The sequence below is a fragment of the Bradyrhizobium sp. Kon56 genome (genome assembly GCF_055807635.1).
On record NZ_JBVVOU010000001.1, the window covers coordinates 122,457 to 140,378 of the forward strand.

Annotated in this window: 17 protein-coding genes; 10 read left to right on the forward strand and 7 right to left on the reverse strand. The window is 65.1% G+C overall.

The annotated features are described in order from the left end of the window. Positions 1-9 precede the first annotated feature (9 nt). Complete coding sequence (locus tag AC0L3B_RS00550; RefSeq protein ID WP_473379894.1) at positions 10-2,202, forward strand: cation-translocating P-type ATPase; 2,193 nt, start codon at positions 10-12, stop codon at positions 2,200-2,202. Next, positions 2,202-2,369, forward strand: a complete 168-nt coding sequence (gene ccoS, locus AC0L3B_RS00555) for a cbb3-type cytochrome oxidase assembly protein CcoS (protein ID WP_007594007.1) — start codon at positions 2,202-2,204, stop codon at positions 2,367-2,369. Before AC0L3B_RS00550 ends, ccoS begins: the two co-directional genes overlap by 1 nt. Here the strand turns inward: ccoS and AC0L3B_RS00560 are convergent. Both AC0L3B_RS00560 and AC0L3B_RS00565 read right to left on the reverse strand, forming a co-directional pair. Continuing rightward, entirely contained in the window at positions 2,366-3,568 is a 1,203-nt protein-coding gene (locus AC0L3B_RS00560) for an MFS transporter (RefSeq protein ID WP_204510569.1), read from the reverse strand. The two genes, ccoS and AC0L3B_RS00560, sit on opposite strands and share 4 nt — an antisense overlap. A 100-nt stretch (positions 3,569-3,668) precedes the next feature. Continuing rightward, positions 3,669-4,151, reverse strand: coding sequence for a cupin domain-containing protein (locus tag AC0L3B_RS00565; protein WP_204510570.1), 483 nt, complete (start codon positions 4,149-4,151; stop codon positions 3,669-3,671). Positions 4,152-4,393: 242 nt separating this feature from the next. On the opposite strand from AC0L3B_RS00565, the gene AC0L3B_RS00570 reads away from it, so the two are divergent. Next, positions 4,394-4,678 (forward strand): hypothetical protein, encoded by a 285-nt coding sequence (locus AC0L3B_RS00570; RefSeq protein ID WP_204510571.1) that lies wholly within the window; start codon positions 4,394-4,396, stop codon positions 4,676-4,678. Positions 4,679-4,758: 80 nt separating this feature from the next. After that, positions 4,759-5,475: a peroxiredoxin-like family protein gene (locus AC0L3B_RS00575; RefSeq protein ID WP_085362251.1), complete on the forward strand. Its 717-nt coding sequence runs from the start codon at positions 4,759-4,761 to the stop codon at positions 5,473-5,475. A 24-nt stretch (positions 5,476-5,499) separates the two neighbouring features. Here AC0L3B_RS00575 and AC0L3B_RS00580 read toward each other — a convergent pair whose 3' ends face one another. Then, on the reverse strand, positions 5,500-6,387 hold the full coding sequence (locus tag AC0L3B_RS00580) for a LysR family transcriptional regulator (protein WP_018457123.1): 888 nt from the start codon (positions 6,385-6,387) through the stop codon (positions 5,500-5,502). Positions 6,388-6,564: 177 nt separating this feature from the next. On the opposite strand from AC0L3B_RS00580, the gene AC0L3B_RS00585 reads away from it, so the two are divergent. The 3 genes from AC0L3B_RS00585 to AC0L3B_RS00595 all read left to right on the forward strand — a co-directional run bounded on the left by AC0L3B_RS00585 (position 6,565) and on the right by AC0L3B_RS00595 (position 9,629). Continuing rightward, positions 6,565-7,380, forward strand: a complete 816-nt coding sequence (locus AC0L3B_RS00585) for a 3-hydroxybutyrate dehydrogenase (RefSeq protein WP_094183368.1) — start codon at positions 6,565-6,567, stop codon at positions 7,378-7,380. 68 nt (positions 7,381-7,448) lie between these two features. Beyond that, positions 7,449-8,594: a patatin-like phospholipase family protein gene (locus AC0L3B_RS00590; protein ID WP_018457121.1), complete on the forward strand. Its 1,146-nt coding sequence runs from the start codon at positions 7,449-7,451 to the stop codon at positions 8,592-8,594. A gap of 36 nt (positions 8,595-8,630) precedes the next feature. Beyond that, positions 8,631-9,629, forward strand: a complete 999-nt coding sequence (locus AC0L3B_RS00595) for an oxygenase MpaB family protein (RefSeq protein WP_210350865.1) — start codon at positions 8,631-8,633, stop codon at positions 9,627-9,629. A gap of 128 nt (positions 9,630-9,757) precedes the next feature. On the opposite strand, the gene glgA is transcribed toward AC0L3B_RS00595, so the two are convergent. Then, complete coding sequence (glgA, locus tag AC0L3B_RS00600) at positions 9,758-11,173, reverse strand: glycogen synthase GlgA (protein WP_039799962.1); 1,416 nt, start codon at positions 11,171-11,173, stop codon at positions 9,758-9,760. A 195-nt stretch (positions 11,174-11,368) separates the two neighbouring features. On the opposite strand from glgA, the gene AC0L3B_RS00605 reads away from it, so the two are divergent. From AC0L3B_RS00605 to AC0L3B_RS00615, 3 genes are all read left to right on the forward strand, one after another. Then, on the forward strand, positions 11,369-12,565 hold the full coding sequence (locus tag AC0L3B_RS00605; protein ID WP_204510572.1) for a CaiB/BaiF CoA transferase family protein: 1,197 nt from the start codon (positions 11,369-11,371) through the stop codon (positions 12,563-12,565). 184 nt (positions 12,566-12,749) lie between these two features. After that, the gene (locus AC0L3B_RS00610) at positions 12,750-13,817 is read left to right on the forward strand and encodes an alcohol dehydrogenase (RefSeq protein WP_085352109.1); all 1,068 of its coding nucleotides are present in this window, start codon (positions 12,750-12,752) and stop codon (positions 13,815-13,817) included. Between the two features lie 130 nt (positions 13,818-13,947). Next, on the forward strand, positions 13,948-15,027 hold the full coding sequence (locus tag AC0L3B_RS00615) for an isocitrate/isopropylmalate dehydrogenase family protein (RefSeq protein WP_085352110.1): 1,080 nt from the start codon (positions 13,948-13,950) through the stop codon (positions 15,025-15,027). Between the two features lie 33 nt (positions 15,028-15,060). Here the strand turns inward: AC0L3B_RS00615 and AC0L3B_RS00620 are convergent, their stop codons facing one another. The 3 genes from AC0L3B_RS00620 to AC0L3B_RS00630 form a co-directional block, all read right to left on the reverse strand. Further along, complete coding sequence (locus tag AC0L3B_RS00620; protein ID WP_085352111.1) at positions 15,061-15,345, reverse strand: hypothetical protein; 285 nt, start codon at positions 15,343-15,345, stop codon at positions 15,061-15,063. A 144-nt stretch (positions 15,346-15,489) separates the two neighbouring features. Next, the gene (locus AC0L3B_RS00625; protein ID WP_473379895.1) at positions 15,490-16,311 is read right to left on the reverse strand and encodes an enoyl-CoA hydratase; all 822 of its coding nucleotides are present in this window, start codon (positions 16,309-16,311) and stop codon (positions 15,490-15,492) included. 111 nt (positions 16,312-16,422) lie between these two features. Next, positions 16,423-17,772 (reverse strand): L,D-transpeptidase family protein, encoded by a 1,350-nt coding sequence (locus tag AC0L3B_RS00630; RefSeq protein ID WP_473379896.1) that lies wholly within the window; start codon positions 17,770-17,772, stop codon positions 16,423-16,425. Positions 17,773-17,922: the final 150 nt, after the last annotated feature.

Below are 17,922 nucleotides of genomic sequence, written 5' to 3' on the forward strand. Positions count from 1 at the left end.
GATTTTGCCATGCACGTCTCGCGGGACTTTTCGCATTACGTCCGGACTGCGGGCGAGGGCGTCCAGCACATCGATCTCGCGGTCGAGGGCGTGCACTGCGCCGGCTGTATGGCCAAGATCGAGCGCGGGCTGTCCGCGATTCCCGACGTCACGCTGGCGCGCGTGAACCTCACCGACCGGCGCGTTGCGCTGGAATGGAAGGCGGGCACGCTCGATCCTATCAGCTTCATCGATCGCCTCGAAGAGCTCGGCTACAAGGCCTATCCTTACGAAACCGAGAGCGCGGAGGCGACCGAGGTCGCCGAATCGCGCTTCCTGCTGCGTTGCCTCGGCGTCGCCGCGTTCGCCACCATGAACGTGATGATGCTGTCGATCCCGGTGTGGTCCGGCAACGTCTCGGACATGCTGCCGGAGCAGCGCGATTTCTTCCACTGGCTGTCGGCGCTGATCGCGCTGCCGGCGGCGGCCTATGCCGGCCAGCCGTTCTTCCGCTCGGCCTGGCGCGCGCTGTCGGCCAGGACCACCAACATGGACGTGCCGATCTCGATCGGCGTGACGCTGGCGCTCGGCATGTCCGTGGTCGAGACCATCAACCACGCCGAGCACGCCTATTTCGACGCGGCGATCATGCTGCTCACTTTCCTACTGGTCGGTCGCTTCCTCGACCAGAACATGCGGCGGCGGACCCGCGCGGTCGCGGGCAATCTCGCCGCGCTCAAGGCGGAGACCGCGGCCAAGTTCGTCGGGCCCGACGAGATATCCCAAGTGCCGGTGGCCGCGATCTATCCCGGCGACATCGTGCTGCTGCGGCCCGGCGAGCGCTGCGCGGTCGACGGCACTGTGATCGAGGGCCGTTCCGAGATCGACCAGAGCCTGATCACCGGCGAGACGCTCTACGTCACGGCAGGCCAGGGCACGCCGGTCTATGCGGGATCGATGAACATCTCGGGGACCTTGCGGGTGCGGGTCTCGGCCGCCTCCGAGGCGACGCTGCTCGCCGAGATCACGCGGCTGCTCGACAATGCGCTGCAGGCGCGCTCGCGCTACATGCGGCTCGCAGACCGCGCTTCGCGACTCTACGCGCCGGTGGTGCATGGCACCGCGCTCGTCACCATCCTCGGCTGGGTCATCGCGGGCGCCGGCTGGCATGATGCCATCGTGACCGGCGTCGCGGTGCTGATCATCACCTGTCCCTGCGCGCTCGGGCTCGCCATTCCGACGGTACAGACCGTGGCCTCTGGCGCGATGTTCAAGGCTGGTGTCCTGCTGAATTCCGGCGATGCCATCGAGCGTCTCGCGGAAGCCGATCACGTCGTCTTCGACAAGACCGGCACGCTGACGCTGCCCGATCTCGAAGTGATGAATGCGGCCGATATTCCAGCAGACATCTTCGAGCTTGCCGGGCGGCTCGCGCTGTCGAGCCATCATCCGGTCGCCGCCGCGGTCGCGCAGGCCGCCGACGCCAGATCGCCGATCGTTGGCGCGGTCGAGGAGGCCGGCCAGGGCGTGCGCGCTGTGGTCGATGGCATCGAGATTCGCCTCGGCCGTCCGTCTTTCTGCGGCGCCGAGACGCTGGTCTCGGACGTGACACATCTCGACCCCGAAGCCTCCGTCGTGGCTTTCAGCAAGGGCAGCGAAAAATTCATCCTCTCCGTGCGCCAGGGCCTCCGTCCCGATGCGCAGGCTGTGATCGCGGCGCTGAAGGCGCGCAATATCGGCATCGAGATTCTCTCCGGCGACCGTGAACCGGCGGTGATCGCGGCGGCCCACGCGCTGGGCATCTCCGAATGGCGCGCCGGGGTGACCCCGGCCGACAAGATCGCGCGGATCGAGGTCCTGAAGCAGCGGGGCATGAAGGTCCTGATGGTCGGCGACGGCATGAACGATGCGCCCTCGCTGGCGGCGGCCCATGTCTCGATATCGCCGATCTCGGCCGCGCATTTGAGCCAAGCGACCGCCGATCTCGTCTTCCTCGGTCGGCCGCTGGCCCCGGTTGTCGCCGCCATCGATGCTTCGCGCAAGGCGCTGCACCTGATGCGGCAGAATCTCTGGCTGGCGATCGGCTACAATTTCCTCGCGGTGCCGGTCGCGATCAGCGGCGTCGTCACGCCGCTGATCGCGGCTGCCGCCATGAGCGGATCGTCGATCCTGGTGATGCTGAATTCGCTGCGTGCGCGCGGCGCCCCGCGGGAGATCGTGTGATGGAAATCCTGGTCATCCTGGTGCCGCTGGCGCTGATGCTCGGTCTCGCCGGTCTGGCCGCTTTCCTTTGGTCGCTTCGAAGCGGCCAGTACGACGATCTCGACGGCGCCGCCTGGCGCGCCATCGCCGACGACGAGCCGCCGCAGGAGGCGCCGGCCAAGCGCTAGCGCTTCAAGGCGAGCGTCAGCAGGGCCGCGACAGCGAGCGCCAGGCCCACCCCGGCCACGCAGGCATGCCAGCCATACGCGTCGAACAGCCGGCCGAGGACGGCGGTGCCGACGAGCCCACCGCAGAAATAGCAGGCGAGATAGGTGCCGCTGGCGATGCCGCGGTTTACAGCCGCAGCCTGTCCGACGAATCCTGTCGCAGCCGCTTGCGCGGAAAAGGTGCCGGTTCCGACCAGAACCATCCCGGCGAGGACCGCGCCCAGGTGCGGGACCAACATCAGCGGCAAGCCGACCCCGGCGATGGCGAGCGAGCCCCAGATCGTCGGACGCGTTCCGAGGCGCGACGCCACTTTGCCAGCCAGCAACGTGGTGACCACCGACGGCAGGAAGACGAAGTAAACGAAGCCGAGGTCCATCATGCCCAGCGACAGCGGTGGTCGAACCAGAACGAAATTGACGAATGTGAAGGTGCCGATGAATGCGAACAGGATGCAGAAGCCGATGCCGTAGGCGGCACGCAGCCGTGCATCCTGCCACTGCGCGATCGTCGCGGCAAACGCCGATGCCGTCGACGTCGTTGCACGCGTCGGCTGTACGCGCGCAATGGTGAAATAGACCAGGGCGGCACCGGCCAGATTGAGGGCCGCGAAGAAGTAGAAATTCCATGCCAGGCCAAGGCTATCGGCGATCGCGGCCGAGACCAGCCGGCCGACGAGATTGCTGGCGACGTTTCCTGTGATGTAGGCGGCAAAGGCGCCGCCGGAATCCATTGCGCTGCATTGCTCGCCGAGATGAGCCAATGTCAATGCGAAGGCGGACGCCATGCAGAGACCCTGCGCGACCCGCAGGCCGGTGAAGACGGCAAGATTGGGTGCAGTCGCCAGCAGGCTCGTCGGAATCGCGAGCAGGGTCAGGCTGAGCAGGATGCCGGTCCGCCTGTCGATGTGCGGGCTGAGAAGGCCGACGACGAGGCCTGCGACGGCCATGCCGAACGTGCTGGCGTTGACGGCCAGGCTCATCGCGGCCGGCGTGACGCCGTAGCGGCGCGTCAGCGAGGGCAGGATCGCCTGCGTCGCGAAGAGATCGACGACCGTCAGGAACGCAGTGAGGCCGATCACGAGAGAGCGAAGCGCAAGACCTGGTGAATGCGCGTCCATCGCCATCGCGGTTGGTTTGATCGGCGCGGAAAGATCGGTCATGGCAGGCCTCCCTTGTGATGAATGTGGCGCCCGCATGCGGGGCAGCATGGGGATCGCGGGCGCCACATTCCGTCACGCGTGCGCTGGGGTCGCGCACCCGTTACATGTTGTGGTCGTGCGGGTCCTTGCGGACGTCGCCGACATAGAGAATGACCGTTTCCTTGCCGAGGTTCTTCCACCAGTGCGAGGTGCCGGACACCTCCGGGCGGATGTCGCCGGCCTTGTGCACGATCGGATCGACGCAGTTGGAAACGTGTTCGACGATCTCGCCTTGCTGCACGAAGATCAGGGCAGGGCGGTCGTCATGGCTGTGCCAGGGCACGATGCCGCCGGGCTCGATGGTCAGCTTGCGGAAGCGCAGCTCGCGGCCTTCGATATGCGCCGGCTGTTTGCCGAGGTCGATGGCGCCGAGCGTGACGTCGGTGACGCCGACCGGCTTGTAGTCGACCATCTGCTGCGCGTTCGGCTTGATCTTGTCGGCCGGGCATTCGCCGGCGGAGACTGGCTGCGCCGAGAGTGTCAATACGCCGAGGATGGCCAAGCCGGGCCAGACCGCACGCGACAATGTGTGATGCTTGAACATCGGGACGTCTCCTGTGTTGGCCGCAACCGCAATGGTCGCTGGCTATGTTGGGACTTTCGTCGAGAGAGCGCTCGTTCTGAAATGCTCTTTCGCTCTCGCTGCGATAGACCGGCGCTATCGGGCCCGATAGGCGCTCGCTATCGAACCGATTGGGGATTGGCATTTCCGCTTCCCGAGCGACTGGCGTTCGATGGTGGGGCGCCCGGTTGGCGGGCGTTCACGTCACTCCGGAGGAACATCTCATGACGAAATTGTCCAAGACCTTGATTGCCACGGCTGCGTTCGTGGTCATCGCCACATCGGCCTTCGCGGAAGCCACATGGGACTTCAAGGCCGGCATGGCCTATATGTATGGCGGACCCGGCAAGATGTCGGCGATGGCCATGGCCCCGGCGGAGAAGAACCACGAGGCCATGATGAAGAACGCCAAGAAAGTCCCCGACAACACCGTCTTCTTCATGGACAACGGATCGCTGTATTCCACCTCGGGGCGGCTGGACCCGACCGGCAATTTCTACGTGAACTGATCGCGTGCGCATGACGGCCGCCCCTTGCGGGCGGCCGGATCGGGCACCTAATATTCGTCCCCTGAACGCTGGAGCGCAAGATGACCTCTCTCTCGCCGGCCGATGCCGAGCGGCTTAAACACGCCTTCCAGCGCTGCCGTGACATGGATGGCACGCTGAACGAGCAGCTCCGCGCCTATGCCGACGCCAGCCGCGACGTGTTCCCGGCCTATGGCGAGGCAGTCGACAATCTGGTGACCAGATTGAATGGAAACGGCGGCGGCGAGACCGCGCCGCGTCCGGGCGAGTCGATGCCGCCGTTCATGTTGCCGGACGAGAGCGGGCGTCTCGTCGCGCTGTCCTCACTGCTGGAGAGCGGCCCGGTCGCCGTGATGTTTTTCCGCGGCCATTGGTGTCCCTATTGCCGGCTCAATGTCCGCGCGGTGGTCCAGGCGCTGGACCGCGTCGAGTCCATGGGTGCGCGCATAGTCGCGATCATGCCGGAGACGCAGGAATACACCCAGCAGCTCAAGGCGGAAGCTGGTGCCCCATTTCCGATCCTGACCGACCTCGACAACGGCTATGCGTTGTCGCTCAATCTCGCGATCTGGCTCGGTGCCGAGATCCAGCACCTGTTGTCCTATCAGGACATGGCGAAATTCCACGGCAATGATGGCTGGATGCTGCCGATCCCGGCCGTGTTCGTCGTTGGTCGCGACGGTCTCGTGAAAGCCCGCTTCGTCGATCCGGATTTCCGCAAGCGAATCGAGATCGATGATCTGCTTGAAGCGTTGGAAGGCGCGAGCAGGGAGGCCTGAAAGAGTGAGGAGCGAGCGTGGCTGCTACCCCGCAATCTCCCGCCAATCCGCACCGCGCAACATGCGCATAACGGCATTGGCCACCGCCGTGCGCTGCCGGCCGGCCACTCCGTAGAGGCTGACGGTGCGACGGGCGTCCAGCCCGGCGACCGCAGCGCGCGTCAACGTCTCCGGAACGGGCGAGGTGTGCGGCAGCATGGCGACGCCGATGTCGGCCTCGACCAGCTCGATCAAATCGCGCTCGTTCGAGATTTCGTGACCCTGCTCGATCGCGATGCCGTGCTCGCGCAGGCTCGCCGAGATACGGGCGGAATGCTCGCAAAACGTCCGGCTCAGCAGCTGCTCCGCGCGCAAATCGTCCAGTGCGATGCTGCTGCGGCCGGCCAGGCGATGTCCGTCGCTGACCACGAGCTCGAAGCTCTCGGTGAACAGCGGCCAGACATCGAGCCGCTCCCAGGCCTCGTCGATGTCCGCGGCAATCCCTAGCTCGGCCTCGCCCTTCTTCAGGAACTCGGCCACTTCACGACTCGAGCCGCGCAGGAAGCGGAATTCGAGCCGGTTGAACTGCCGCTTGATCTGGTTGAGATGCGGAATGAGGAGCGACAGGTCGATCGCATGCGTCAGCGCGACGCGGAGCGCGCCGATCTCGCCGCTCCGGAACGAGGAGGCCAGCGATCGGGCGCCGGTGGCCGCTTCGAAACACTGCTTCAGCAGCGGATGCATGCGCTGGCCGAGCTCGGTCAATTGCGCCGCGGGCCGTTCGCGGCGAAACAGATCGCCGCCGAGCTCGGCCTCGAGCTGCTTGATCGCGCGCGTCAGCGAAGGCTGCGTCACGTTGCATTCCTCGGCGGCACGCGTGAAGTTCAAGAGTTGCGCCACCGCGAGGAAATAGCGGACCTGGTGCATTTCCATGGATCGGCTCCCGGCAAGATCAGCCGAAAGCTAGCCGATCGGCGCGGAGAATGACATCCCGACCGCAATAGCGCACAGGCATGGTTTCGGAAGCCAACGGGCATTTCCGTCAAACCCGGCGATGCTTCACAGTCGGCTCAGCACAAGTCGTCATGTCAAAGGAGTTTGCCCGTGAATATGTCCGTCAAACCGCAGACGTCCGCCTCCCGGGCGCTCGCGGGCAAGGTTGCGCTGGTCACGGGCTCAACCAGTGGCATCGGCCTCGGTATCGCGCGGGCACTTGCCGCGGCCGGCGCCGACATCGTGCTGAACGGCCTTGGTGTGGCGGCCGAGCTCGACCGGACGCGCGAGCAGATCGCGGCGGAGTTCGGCGTCAAGGCAAGGTTTTCGCCGGCCGACATGACCAGACCGAATTCGATCGCCGAAATGATCGCGGCGACGGTTGCGCAGGCCGGCCGCCTGGATATCCTGATCAACAATGCCGGCATCCAGCACGTTGCGCCGCTGGAGCAGTTTCCGGTCGAGAAATGGGACCAGATCCTCGCGATCAATCTGTCGTCGGCCTTCCACACCACGCGGCTCGCGCTGCCCGCAATGCGACAGAACGGGTTCGGGCGGATCATCAACATCGCCTCCGCGCACGGCCTGGTCGCCTCGCCGTTCAAGGCGGCCTACGTCGCCGCCAAGCACGGCATCGTCGGGCTCACCAAGGTGACCGCGCTGGAGACGGCAGAAGAGGGCATTACCTGCAACGCGATCTGTCCCGGCTATGTCTATACGCCACTGGTCGAGGCGCAGATCGATGGGCAGGCCAAGGCGCATGGAATCTCGCGTGACCAGGTGATCCGTGACGTGCTGCTGGCGCAACAGCCGAACAAGCGCTTCTCGACCGTCGAGGAGCTCGGTGCGCTCAGCGTATTTCTGTCCACCAACGCAGCGGCCACGATCACCGGGATTGCGTTGCCCGTGGACGGAGGCTGGACCGCGCATTGAGGCGAGCGCGTAACATAGGGTCGCTAGGAGCGAACATGGCAAGGGTACGGGCTCTCAGGGAGCAGAATATGAACGATGTGAAGCGCGATACCAGCGTGTCGAAGGATCTGCCCGGCCAGGTGGTGCTGGTGCTTCAGGGCGGCGGTGCACTCGGATCCTATCAGGCCGGGGTGTACCAGGCGCTGCACGAGGCCGGCATCGAGCCGGACTGGATCATCGGCACCTCGATCGGCGCCATCAATGCCTGGCTCATTGCGGGCAACGCGCCTGACCAGCGGCTGCTGCGCCTGAAGCAGTTCTGGAAACGGATGGAGCAGAATCCGGTCTGGAATCTGCGCACCCCGTTTGCCGGCTTCAATGAAAAGCTCGCCTATTGGTCGACCTTGACCCACGGCATTCCCGGCTTCTTCCGTCCCAATCCATTGGCGCATGCGGGCGATTCCTATCCGCTCGGAGCCGATCACGCCGGCTTCTATTCGACGGCGCCGCTGGAGCGGACGCTGCTCGAGCTTGTCGATTTCGGCCGGATCAACCGCTGCGCGCCACGGTTGACGGTCGGCGCCGCTCACGTCCGCAGCAGCCAGATGCGCTATTTCGACAGCCGCGACGGCGAGCTGACGGTGAAGCATGTCATGGCTTCGGGCGCGCTGCCGCCGGCGTTTCCGGCGGTACGCATCGACGGCGAGCTCTATTGGGACGGCGGCATTCTGTCGAACACGCCGACCGAGGCCGTCTTCGACGACAATCCGCGCAAAAATTCGCTGATCCTCGCCGTGCATTTGTGGAATCCCGCCGGCGCCGAGCCGACCACGATGGCGGAGGTGCTGAACCGGCACAAGGATGTGCAATATTCCAGCCGGATCGCGAGCCAGATCACGCGCCAGCAGCAAACCCATCGCCTGCGCCACGTCATTAGCCAGCTCGCCGCGCGACTGCCTGAAAGCGAGCGCAGCAATCCGGCGGTGAGGGAATTGATCGACTACGGCTGCCCGACCAGGATGCATGTCGTGCGCCTGCTTGCGCCGCAGCTCGACCGCGAGAGCCACACCAAGGATATCGACTTCAGTCCGTCCGGCATCATGCGGCGCTGGGATGCCGGCTATTCGCACACAAAGTCAGTGCTTGAGCGAAGGCCGTGGGTTGGCGAGTTCGATCCGCTCGCGAGCGTGGTGCTGCACGAACATATGGACGAGATGCCGATGGCGGCGGAGTAGGGCCGCAAGCGATCGTCCCCTTCATCGAATTGCCACATGCCTTGCGGATTGTCGGTCCTGGTCCGCAATCGAAAGTCCCTGCAGGTGGTGTCCGGGAGCGAACTTGAATCTGCCCTTGATACCGTCCGCGCCAACGCGGCGGGACCGGTCGCCGGCGTGTTCGGCCCTGACACGGTGACCTGGCAAATCGACCGCGAGGCCGTGATCTTTCTCGGCGCCGGCCGGGCGCTGCTCCTTCAACTCGCGCATCCCTGGGTCGCCGCCGCCATCGCCGAGCATTCGAAAACCCTCGCTGATCCGATCGGACGATTTCACCGCACCTTCGACATCGTCTTTGCCATGGTGTTCGGTTCGCTTGACCGCGCGCTGTTGTCGTCGCGGCAATTGCACCGGCGCCACAGCATGATCGTCGGCGAGATGCCCGAGACCGTCGGTCCATTCGCGGCAGGCTCGCGCTACTGTGCCAACGACATCCCGTCGCTGCGCTGGGTTCATGCCACGCTGGTCGAGACCGCGCTGATGGCGCATGATCTGGTCTTGCCGCCGCTCTCGGCGGACGAACGCGAACGCTACTGGGCCGAGAGTCGGTTGTTCGGTGCGTTGTTCGGGTTGACGGCGCACGATCTGCCGGCGGACTGGTCCGGCTTTGCGGCCTACACCGCGGCAATGACGCAGTCGGATACGCTGACCGTCAGCCCGGCCGCGCGTGAGATCGCCGCGCAGATCTTTGGTGGAGCGCGCCCGTGGTTGCGTCCGCCGCGCTGGTATCGCGCGCTCACCGCGAGCCTGCTGCCGGAAAGCTTGCGTGTGGGATTCGGGTTCGAGCTTGACGAGCGTGACACCAGATCCGCCGAGAAGGCGCTGCGATGGATACGGCGGGTCTATCCAAGGTTGCCAGACCGGCTGCGCTATGTCGGTCCCTACCAGGAAGCGCAAGCGCGGCTGCGCGGAGAGCCGCAGCCCGACTGGATGACGCGGTGCCTCAACCGTGCCTGGATCGGACGGTCGCAGATGGATGTGCGCGGGAGGGGGTGAAGTCCTCCGCCGTTGCCACAAACCACCGTCATTGCGAGGAGCTCTTGCGACGAAGCAATCCAGGCTGCTGCCACGGAAAACAGTCTGGATTGCTTCGCTACGCTCGCAATGACGAGGACACGCAGGCCTCACACCGCCGCCAGCTTCCGGTACAGCGCGTTGTAGCTGCCGGCCGGGATGCTCCAGGAGAACGACCGTCCCATCGCACTGCGACGCATGGTGTCGAGCTGGTCCTGCGCCATGAAGGCGGAGAACGCACGGCGGACGCCGCCGAGGAAGGATTCATGCGAAGGTTTTGAGAACAGGAAGCCGGTTTCGCCGTCGGTAATGGTCTCGGCGAGGCCGCCGGTCTGGTGGCCGATCGGCAGCGAGCCGAAGCGCTGGGCGTACATCTGGCTGAGCCCGCAGGGCTCGAAGCGTGACGGCATCAATGTGAAGTCGCTACCGGCGAAGATGCGGCGCGCCTGGGCCTCGTTGAAGCCGATCACGACCCCGATCGCGTCAGGCCGCCGGCGATGCGCGTCGATTAGCGCCTGCTCGAGCGCCGGCTCGCCGGAGCCGGTGACCACGATCTGCCCGCCGGCATCGACGATCTCGTCGGCCGCCGCCAGCACGAGGTCGATGCCCTTCTGGTGCACCAGCCGGGCGACGATGCCGAACATCGGGCCGCGCGACACCGCAAGCCCGAACTGCTTGCGCACGTAATCCGCATTGGCCTTCTTGCCGACCCAGTCGCCGGCGCCGAACTGCTGGGCAAGCTGGGCGCAGGAACGCGGGTCCCAGCTCTCGTCGATGCCGTTGAGGATGCCGGTGAGTTCGGCCGCGTCGGAGCGGACTCGAAGCAGGCCCTCGAGACCGCAGCCGAATTCATCCGTGGTGATCTCCCGCGCATAGGTGCCGCTGACTGTGGTGAGATGCGAGGCGTAGACCAGCCCGGCCTTGAGGAAGGAGAGCTGGTCGTAGAACTCGACGCCGTCGATGTGGAAGGAGCTCTCCGGCGCGCCGATCCGCCGCAGCGAGTCCTTCGGGAAGAGGCCCTGATAGGCGAGGTTGTGAATGGTCAGGATCGACGGCAGCTTGGAGCCGCGCCAGGCGAGGTAGGCCGGCACGAGCGAAGCCTGCCAGTCATTGGCGTGGATCAGGTCTGCTGCCCAATCCTTGTCCAACGTGCCCATCGCCAGCTCAGCGGCGGCCGAGGCAAAGCGCGCGAAACGGATGTCGTTGTCGGGCCAGTCGCGCCCGGACTCGTCACCATAGGGGTTGCCGGGCCGGTCGTAGAGTTGCGAGCACAACAGCACATAGACCGGCAGGCCGTCCTTGGTCGCGGCGCGGCCGAGCGAGCAGGCCGGCATCTCCGCGAACGCCGGACAGCGGCCAACGACCTGGATATGCGTGAGTTGTTCGATGATGTCGCGATAGCCGGGCAACATGACCCGGATGTCGGCGAAAGGACGAAGGGCTCGGGGGAGTGCAGCGGAAACGGCTCCAAGTCCGCCGACGCGGACAAAGTCGTCCATTTCTGTCGTAACGAACAAGACCCTCAAGAACTGCTGCCCTCTGCCGGAGCCCGATTGCTGCTATGCAAGAACGGGTCCAGTTGCCCTGGAATTCCCAAGCCCGCCCGCGAGACGTGTCTGTTCGGTAAAGACTTTCCTACTCAGCGGCCGCCCTCTAGGGTCGGCGCACCAACAACAGAGAACTTCGATAAGTTCCTAAGTGACTCAAGGACGCAAGCAGGCATGCAGCTATCAGATAAGCATGAGGGGACCACGCCAAAGGCCTTCGCCGGCCTTAGGGTCCTGGATTTTTCGACCACCATCGCCGGTCCCCATTGTGCGCGGATGCTCGCCGACATGGGCGCCGAGGTCATCAAGATCGAGACCGACGGCGGCGAGACGATGCGGACCCGGCCGCCGCTGCGCAAGGGCTGCAGCACCGTGTTCGGCCAGCTCAACGTCGGCAAGAAGAGCGTCGTGCTCGACCTCAAGTCCGAGGACGGCAAGGAGGCGGTCCGCCGGCTGGCCGCGACTGCCGACATCCTGGTCGAGAACTTCCGCCCGGGCGTGATGCATCGGCTGCGGCTCGACTATGACAGAATACGCACGGTCAACCCGAAGTTGATCTACTGCTCGATCTCCGGCTACGGCCAGAGCGGCCCGTCGGCCGAGCTGCCGGCCTATGCGCCGGTGATCCATGCAGCCTCGGGCTACGACATGGCGCATCTCGCCTATCAGCCCGGCCGCAGCCGCCCGGATTATTGCGGCATCTACCATGCCGACGTCGTCACCGGCACCTACGGGTTCGGCGCGATCGCGTCGGCGCTCTACCAGCGCACCCTGACTGGGCTCGGCCAGCATATCGACGTTTCCATGCTGGAATCGATGCTGACGCTGACATTGATCGAGTTGCAGAACTCGCAGTTCACCGTGAAGCCGCCGCCGCGCCCGATGTTCGGGCCGACCGAGACGGCGAGCGGTTATGTCATGATCACGGTTGCCAGCGAGAAGACGTTTCAGGGACTGATGGGAGTGATCGGCCGCCCCGAATGGATCTCCGATCCGCGCTTCTCCACCTACGCCGCGCGTCGCGATCATTGGGCCGACTTGATGGACGGTGTCGAGGCCTGGTCGCGGCAGCTCTCGACCGATGTCTGTCTTGTCGCGTTAGGTGCGGCCGGCGTGCCGGCCTCGGCCTACCGCACTGTGTCCGAAGCACTGGCCGATCCGCAGCTCGCGCACCGAGAGGCGCTCTCGTCTGTCGAGGATGAAGGCGGCTCGTTCCAGGTCCTCAATCTGCCGTTCCGGATGACCGGTGCTGATACAACACCGGGCAAGACGATGGCCGTTCTTGGCGAGCACACGGACGGACTGCGCGCGGAGATCGGGCTCACCGACAATGCGCCAATTCCGTCAGGCAAAACAGCCGTGCAAGGCTGAGGGCAAGGCTGACGGCAAGTCTCACGGGAAGTCTGACGGATACCACGCTGTGGCAAGCAATGCGGCGTTGCGCGTGGCCGGCTTGCCATCATCCGTCAGCCTAAATTAGACAGGTCCGAGTTTGTCTCGTCCCGCCGCCCATGCCATGGTGGCGACGACAAGAAAAATATCCGGGAGGACGCCAATGAAAAGTTTCAAGGTCGCCGATTTCAAGGCGCCGCTGCAGGAGTTCGACGAGGCCACGCCGCAACCGTCCGGCACGCAGGTGCTGATCAAGGTGAAGGCGGCCGGCGTCTGCCATAGCGACCTTCACATTTGGGAAGGTGGCTACGATCTCGGCCACGGCCGCAAGCCGCTCTCGCTGAAGGATCGCGGCATCAACCTGCCGCTGACCATGGGGCACGAGACGGTCGGCGAGGTGCTCGCCTTCGGCCCGGACGTGAAGTCGTCGGACCAGGGCGACGTGAAGATCGGCGATGTCGGGCTGGTCTATCCCTGGATCGGTTGCGGCAAATGCGCGACCTGTCTCGCCGGTGACGAGAACATGTGCCTGACGCCGCGCTCGCTCGGCGTCTATTGCGACGGCGGCTATTCCGACCACATGCTGGTGCCGCATCCGCGCTATTTGCTCAACCTCAAAGGCCTCGATCCCGCGTCAGCTGCACCCTACGCCTGCTCGGGCGTCACGACCTACAGCGCGCTGAAGAAGCTCGAGCAGCACTTCGACACGCCGATCGTGATGTTCGGCGCCGGCGGACTTGGCCTGATGGCACTGTCGCTGCTGAAGGCGATGGGCGGCAAGGGCGCGATCATGGTCGACATCGACGCGAAGAAACGCGAAGCGGCGGAGCAAGCCGGCGCGCTCGCGACCGTCGATCCCAAGGCGGCCGACGCGCTGGAGCAGCTTGCCAAGAAAGCCGGTGGTCCCATCCGCGCCGTGCTCGATCTCGTCGGAAACGCCGCCACCACGCAACTCGGCTTCGACTGCCTGACCAAGGGCGGCAAGCTCGTCCTCGTCGGCCTGTTCGGCGGCGGTGCGACCTGGGCGCTGCCGCTGATTCCGATCAAGGCGGTGACGATCCAGGGCAGCTATGTCGGCAATTTGCGCGAGACGCAGGAGCTGCTCGACCTGGTGCGAGCGAAGAACATAGCGCCGATCCCCGTGACGCGGCAGCCGCTCGCCAAGGCCAACGACGCGCTGGTGCAGCTGCAGCAGGGCGCGGTGGTTGGCCGCACGGTGCTGACGCCGTAACCAACGCTCCATCCTCCGTCATTGCGAGGAGCGAAGCGACGAAGCAATCCAGAGTGTTTCCGCAGATGCAGTTCTGGATTGCTTCGCTTCGCTCGCAATGACGATTAGCTCGCTCCTCCTGAGGCTTCCCATGTCCGCAAATAATGCCTTCCACATTGCCGTGCTTGCCGGTGACGGCATCGGTCCCGAAGTCATGGCGCCGGCCATCGAAGTCCTGCGCAAGATCGAGACGAAATCCGGCCTGAGCTTTCGCTTCACCGAGGGGCCGGCGGGCGCCAATCATTATCTCGCCGCCGGCAAGTCGATGCCGGACACCACCATCAAGCTGTGCGAGGAGGCGGACGCGATCCTGCTCGGCGCCTGCGGCCTGCCGTCGGTGCGCTATCCTGACAACACCGAGATCGCGCCGCAGATCGAGCTGCGCTTCATCTTCGATCTCTATGCCGGTGTGCGCCCGGCGCGGCTCATTCCGGGCGTGCCGAGCCCGATCGTCGGCGCCGACCAGCGCGGCATCGATCTCGTCGTGATCAGGGAGTCCACCGAAGGCCTGTTCGCCTCGATGGGCAAGGGCGTCGTCACCCACGAGGAGGCGCGCGAAACCATGGTGATCACGCGCAAGACGTCCGAGCGCCTGTTCGAGTTCTCGTTTCGCCTCGCCGAGCGGCGCAAGGCGCGCGGCAAGCCCGGCGCGCTGGCCTGCGTCGACAAGGCGAACGTGTTCAAGGCCTTTGCGTTCTTCCGCGGCATCTTCGACGAGATCGCCAAGCGTCATCCGGAGGTGAAGACCGACCGGCTCTATGTCGATGCCTGCTCGGCGATGCTGGTGAAGCGTCCCTGGGATTTCGACGTGATGGTGATGGAGAACATGTTCGGAGACATCGTCTCCGACATCACCGCGAGCCTGATCGGCGGCCTCGGCATGGCGCCCTCGGCCGACATCGGCGACAAATACGCAGTGTTCCAGCCGTGCCACGGCACCGCGCCCGACATCATGGGGCAGGGCAAAGCCAATCCCACCGGGATGATCTTGTCGGCTGCAATGATGCTGGACTGGCTCGCCGACAAGCACGGCGTCGAAGGAGCGGCCGAGGCCGGCGAGACCATCGAGCGTGCGGTGGACAAGGTCTATGCCGACGGTCTCAAGCCGATGGAATTTGGTGGCCGCAACGGAACCGCCGACATCACGAAGGCGGTGCTTGCGGCGCTGTAGTCAAGGAAGAGGGGCCTCGCGGCCCCTCGCAATTCACCAGCGACGCCAGTGGCGGTGGCCGCCCCAGCCCCACGGACGGCCGCCGTAGAAGCGTCGCGGGCCGCCGTAAAAACCGTAGGCGCCGTAATAATTCGGACGCCAGAAGCAGCGACCCCAGGGGTTGCAGACCCAGCGCACCTGATCGACGTCGGCTGCCGGGCCGCTCGCGATACGGTCGGCCTGCGGAATGCCGTTCGGCATCGCTGCGAGTGCCTGTCCTGATGCGAGAGCGGCGCCGCCCAGGGCAGCCAGACCAACAACAGCAAATTTCAGTTTCATCGCAATCTCCCTCGTTTGATGGCGAGAGAACTTCCAGCAAATCAGCTGGTTGCTATGGTGTTGCGGGGCCGTGGGAATTTAATCTTCCTGAATGCATGTTCACGTTGCCTGCCGTCGTTGCTGCGCTTCGTGGCAATGACGGAATCACCGTCCCTGGAACTGTGGCTTGCGCTTCTCCATGAACGCCTGTCGGCCTTCGCGAAAATCCGCGCTGTCCATACAAGCCGTGCCGACGGCCCTAATTGCCTCCATGTCGCGCGCGCTTTCGTCCTTCAGCACCTGCGCGATGGTGAGCTTGGCGGCCTTGATCGCGAGTGGTGCATTTTGCGAGATCGTCTCGGCGATGCCCATGGTCTCGCCCCAGAGCTGATCCTCCGGAACCACGCGCTCGACCAACCCGATGCGCAGCGCTTCCGACGCATCGATGCGCATGCCCGTATACATCAGGAGCCGTGCCCAGGACGGGCCAACCAGTGACACCAGGTGCCGCAAGCCGTCATAGCCATAGGCGATGCCGAGCTTCGCCGCGGGAATGCCGAACTGGCTGCCATGGGAGGCGATGCGGATGTCGGCGAGCATCGCCAATTGCATGCCGCCGCCGAGACAAAAACCCTGGATGCAGGCAATCGTTGGCTTGGGATAGTCGGCGAGCAGCGCGCGCTGGGCCGCGCTGCGTTTTGCGTATTCCTCGGAAGCGGCGGCGTTATGGCGCGTCTTCTCGAACTGGCTGATGTCGGCGCCCGACACGAATGCCTTGCCACCGCCGCCGCGCAGGATCACGACGCGCACGGCAGCGTCATCGCGTAAGGCGGTCAGCACCTCGCCAAATCCCTCCCACATCTCCAGCGACATCGCGTTGCGCTTGTCGGGATTGTTGAACGTGATCACGCCGACGCCACTGGCTGTGTGCTTGAGGATCTTGCCGTCGGCGTAGGGAATTTCGGTCGTGCTGGACATGTCGGACATCGCGGGCGCTTTCGTTGGCGAAGCGCAATGTTCGGCCGGGGCGAGGCCAGGGTCAACCGCGGCAATGGACCTGGCTTTGCAGCCGCCTGTGCCGCGATTGCATGGCGCGATCTATCGCGTCATGTGCGCGGTCAGCGGATGGCTGCTGGCATTGCTGAAGAAGGCCGCCTCCTCGGCAGTCGCCTCCAGCAGCTGCTCGTCCTGGTTATAGACGTCGTTGCGGAACTGGACGGTCTGGTCCTTGGTCATCCACGCCGTGAGGTAGATCCAGGCCACCGGCACCTTCTTCGCCATGGCGACGTCGAGATGCTGGCCGCTGGCGATCTCCGCGTCGATCGCGGCGCGGCTCCATTTCGGCTGGTCCTTCAGTAGCCAGGCGGCGAGATCGCGCACATTGTCGACGCGCGAGCAGCCGTGGGAATCGAAGCGGTAATCATCGCTGAACAGATTGCGCTGGTTGGTGTCGTGCATGTAGACCGAATAGGAATTCGGCATGTCGATCTTGACCGCGCCGAGCGCGTTGAACGTGCCGTTGTGCTGGCGCACGGTGAAATTCGGCGTATGCGTGCCCGACCAGTCAACCGAATTCGGGTCGATCGGATTGTCGTGGGCGTCGAGCACCTCCATGTGCATGCGCGACAGATAGGTGGGATCCTTGCGCATATGCGCGGAGATCTCGGTCTTGGCGATCGAGGAGGGCACCGTCCAGGTGGGATTGAGGACGACGCTGCTGATCTGGGCGGTGAGCGTTGGCGAGGGCTTTTCGGTCTTGCCGACGATCACGCGATAGCGCCTTACCACGACGTCGTTCTCGACCGCTTCGGCAAAGGCGGCGGGGATGTTGACCACGACATAGCGCTGGCCGAAGCCGAAATTCATGTTCTCGAGCCGCTGCAGCGAAGCCTCGAGCTGCCGGATGCGCTTCTGCACCGGCACGTTCATCGCCGCGATCGTGCGCGGCGTCATCGTTCCGGTCGGCGCGAGGCCGTGGCGGGCCTGGAAGCGTTTCACGGCGTCGGCGAGATCCTGGTCGAAGGCGCCGCTCGCCTTGTCGGCGGAAAAATCGCCGGAGACGATCAGCCGCTTGCGCAGGAGATCGTCATTGGCGCCCTGGGCGCCGGGCGCGAATTTGGCGTCCGCCGGGATCGTCGGCCAGCCGCCGCGCACGGCCAGATCGGAATAGCTCAGCGCCGCATCCTTGATGCGCTGGGCGGAGCCTTCGTCATAGGTCGGCTCATGCGTCAGCGCGAGCGCTGCGGCCGAACGGCTCTCCGCCGTAGATGCGGCCGCCGGCGCGGCGGTTTTCGGTGCGGCTGCGTGGGCCGGATTGGCGATGGCCGGCACCGTGCCAGCCGCAGTCGCCGGCTTAGGCCCGGCCTGTCCAATGGTCTCGGTCTGAGCAAGCGCAGAGGCGCTCGCAAGCATGCCGACGGCAATGATTATCGCATGGCGCTTCGACATGTGTCCCATCGTCCCTATGAGAGCGAGGCCCGGACGGGCGCTCGCATCGGCAATTCCCGGTTCGTCGGGCTGATTCGAGAAATCGGCGGGAGGCTAGCGCCTCCCGGTTGCGGCTCCCTTAAGCACGGCGCATCGCGAGCCCCATGCGCA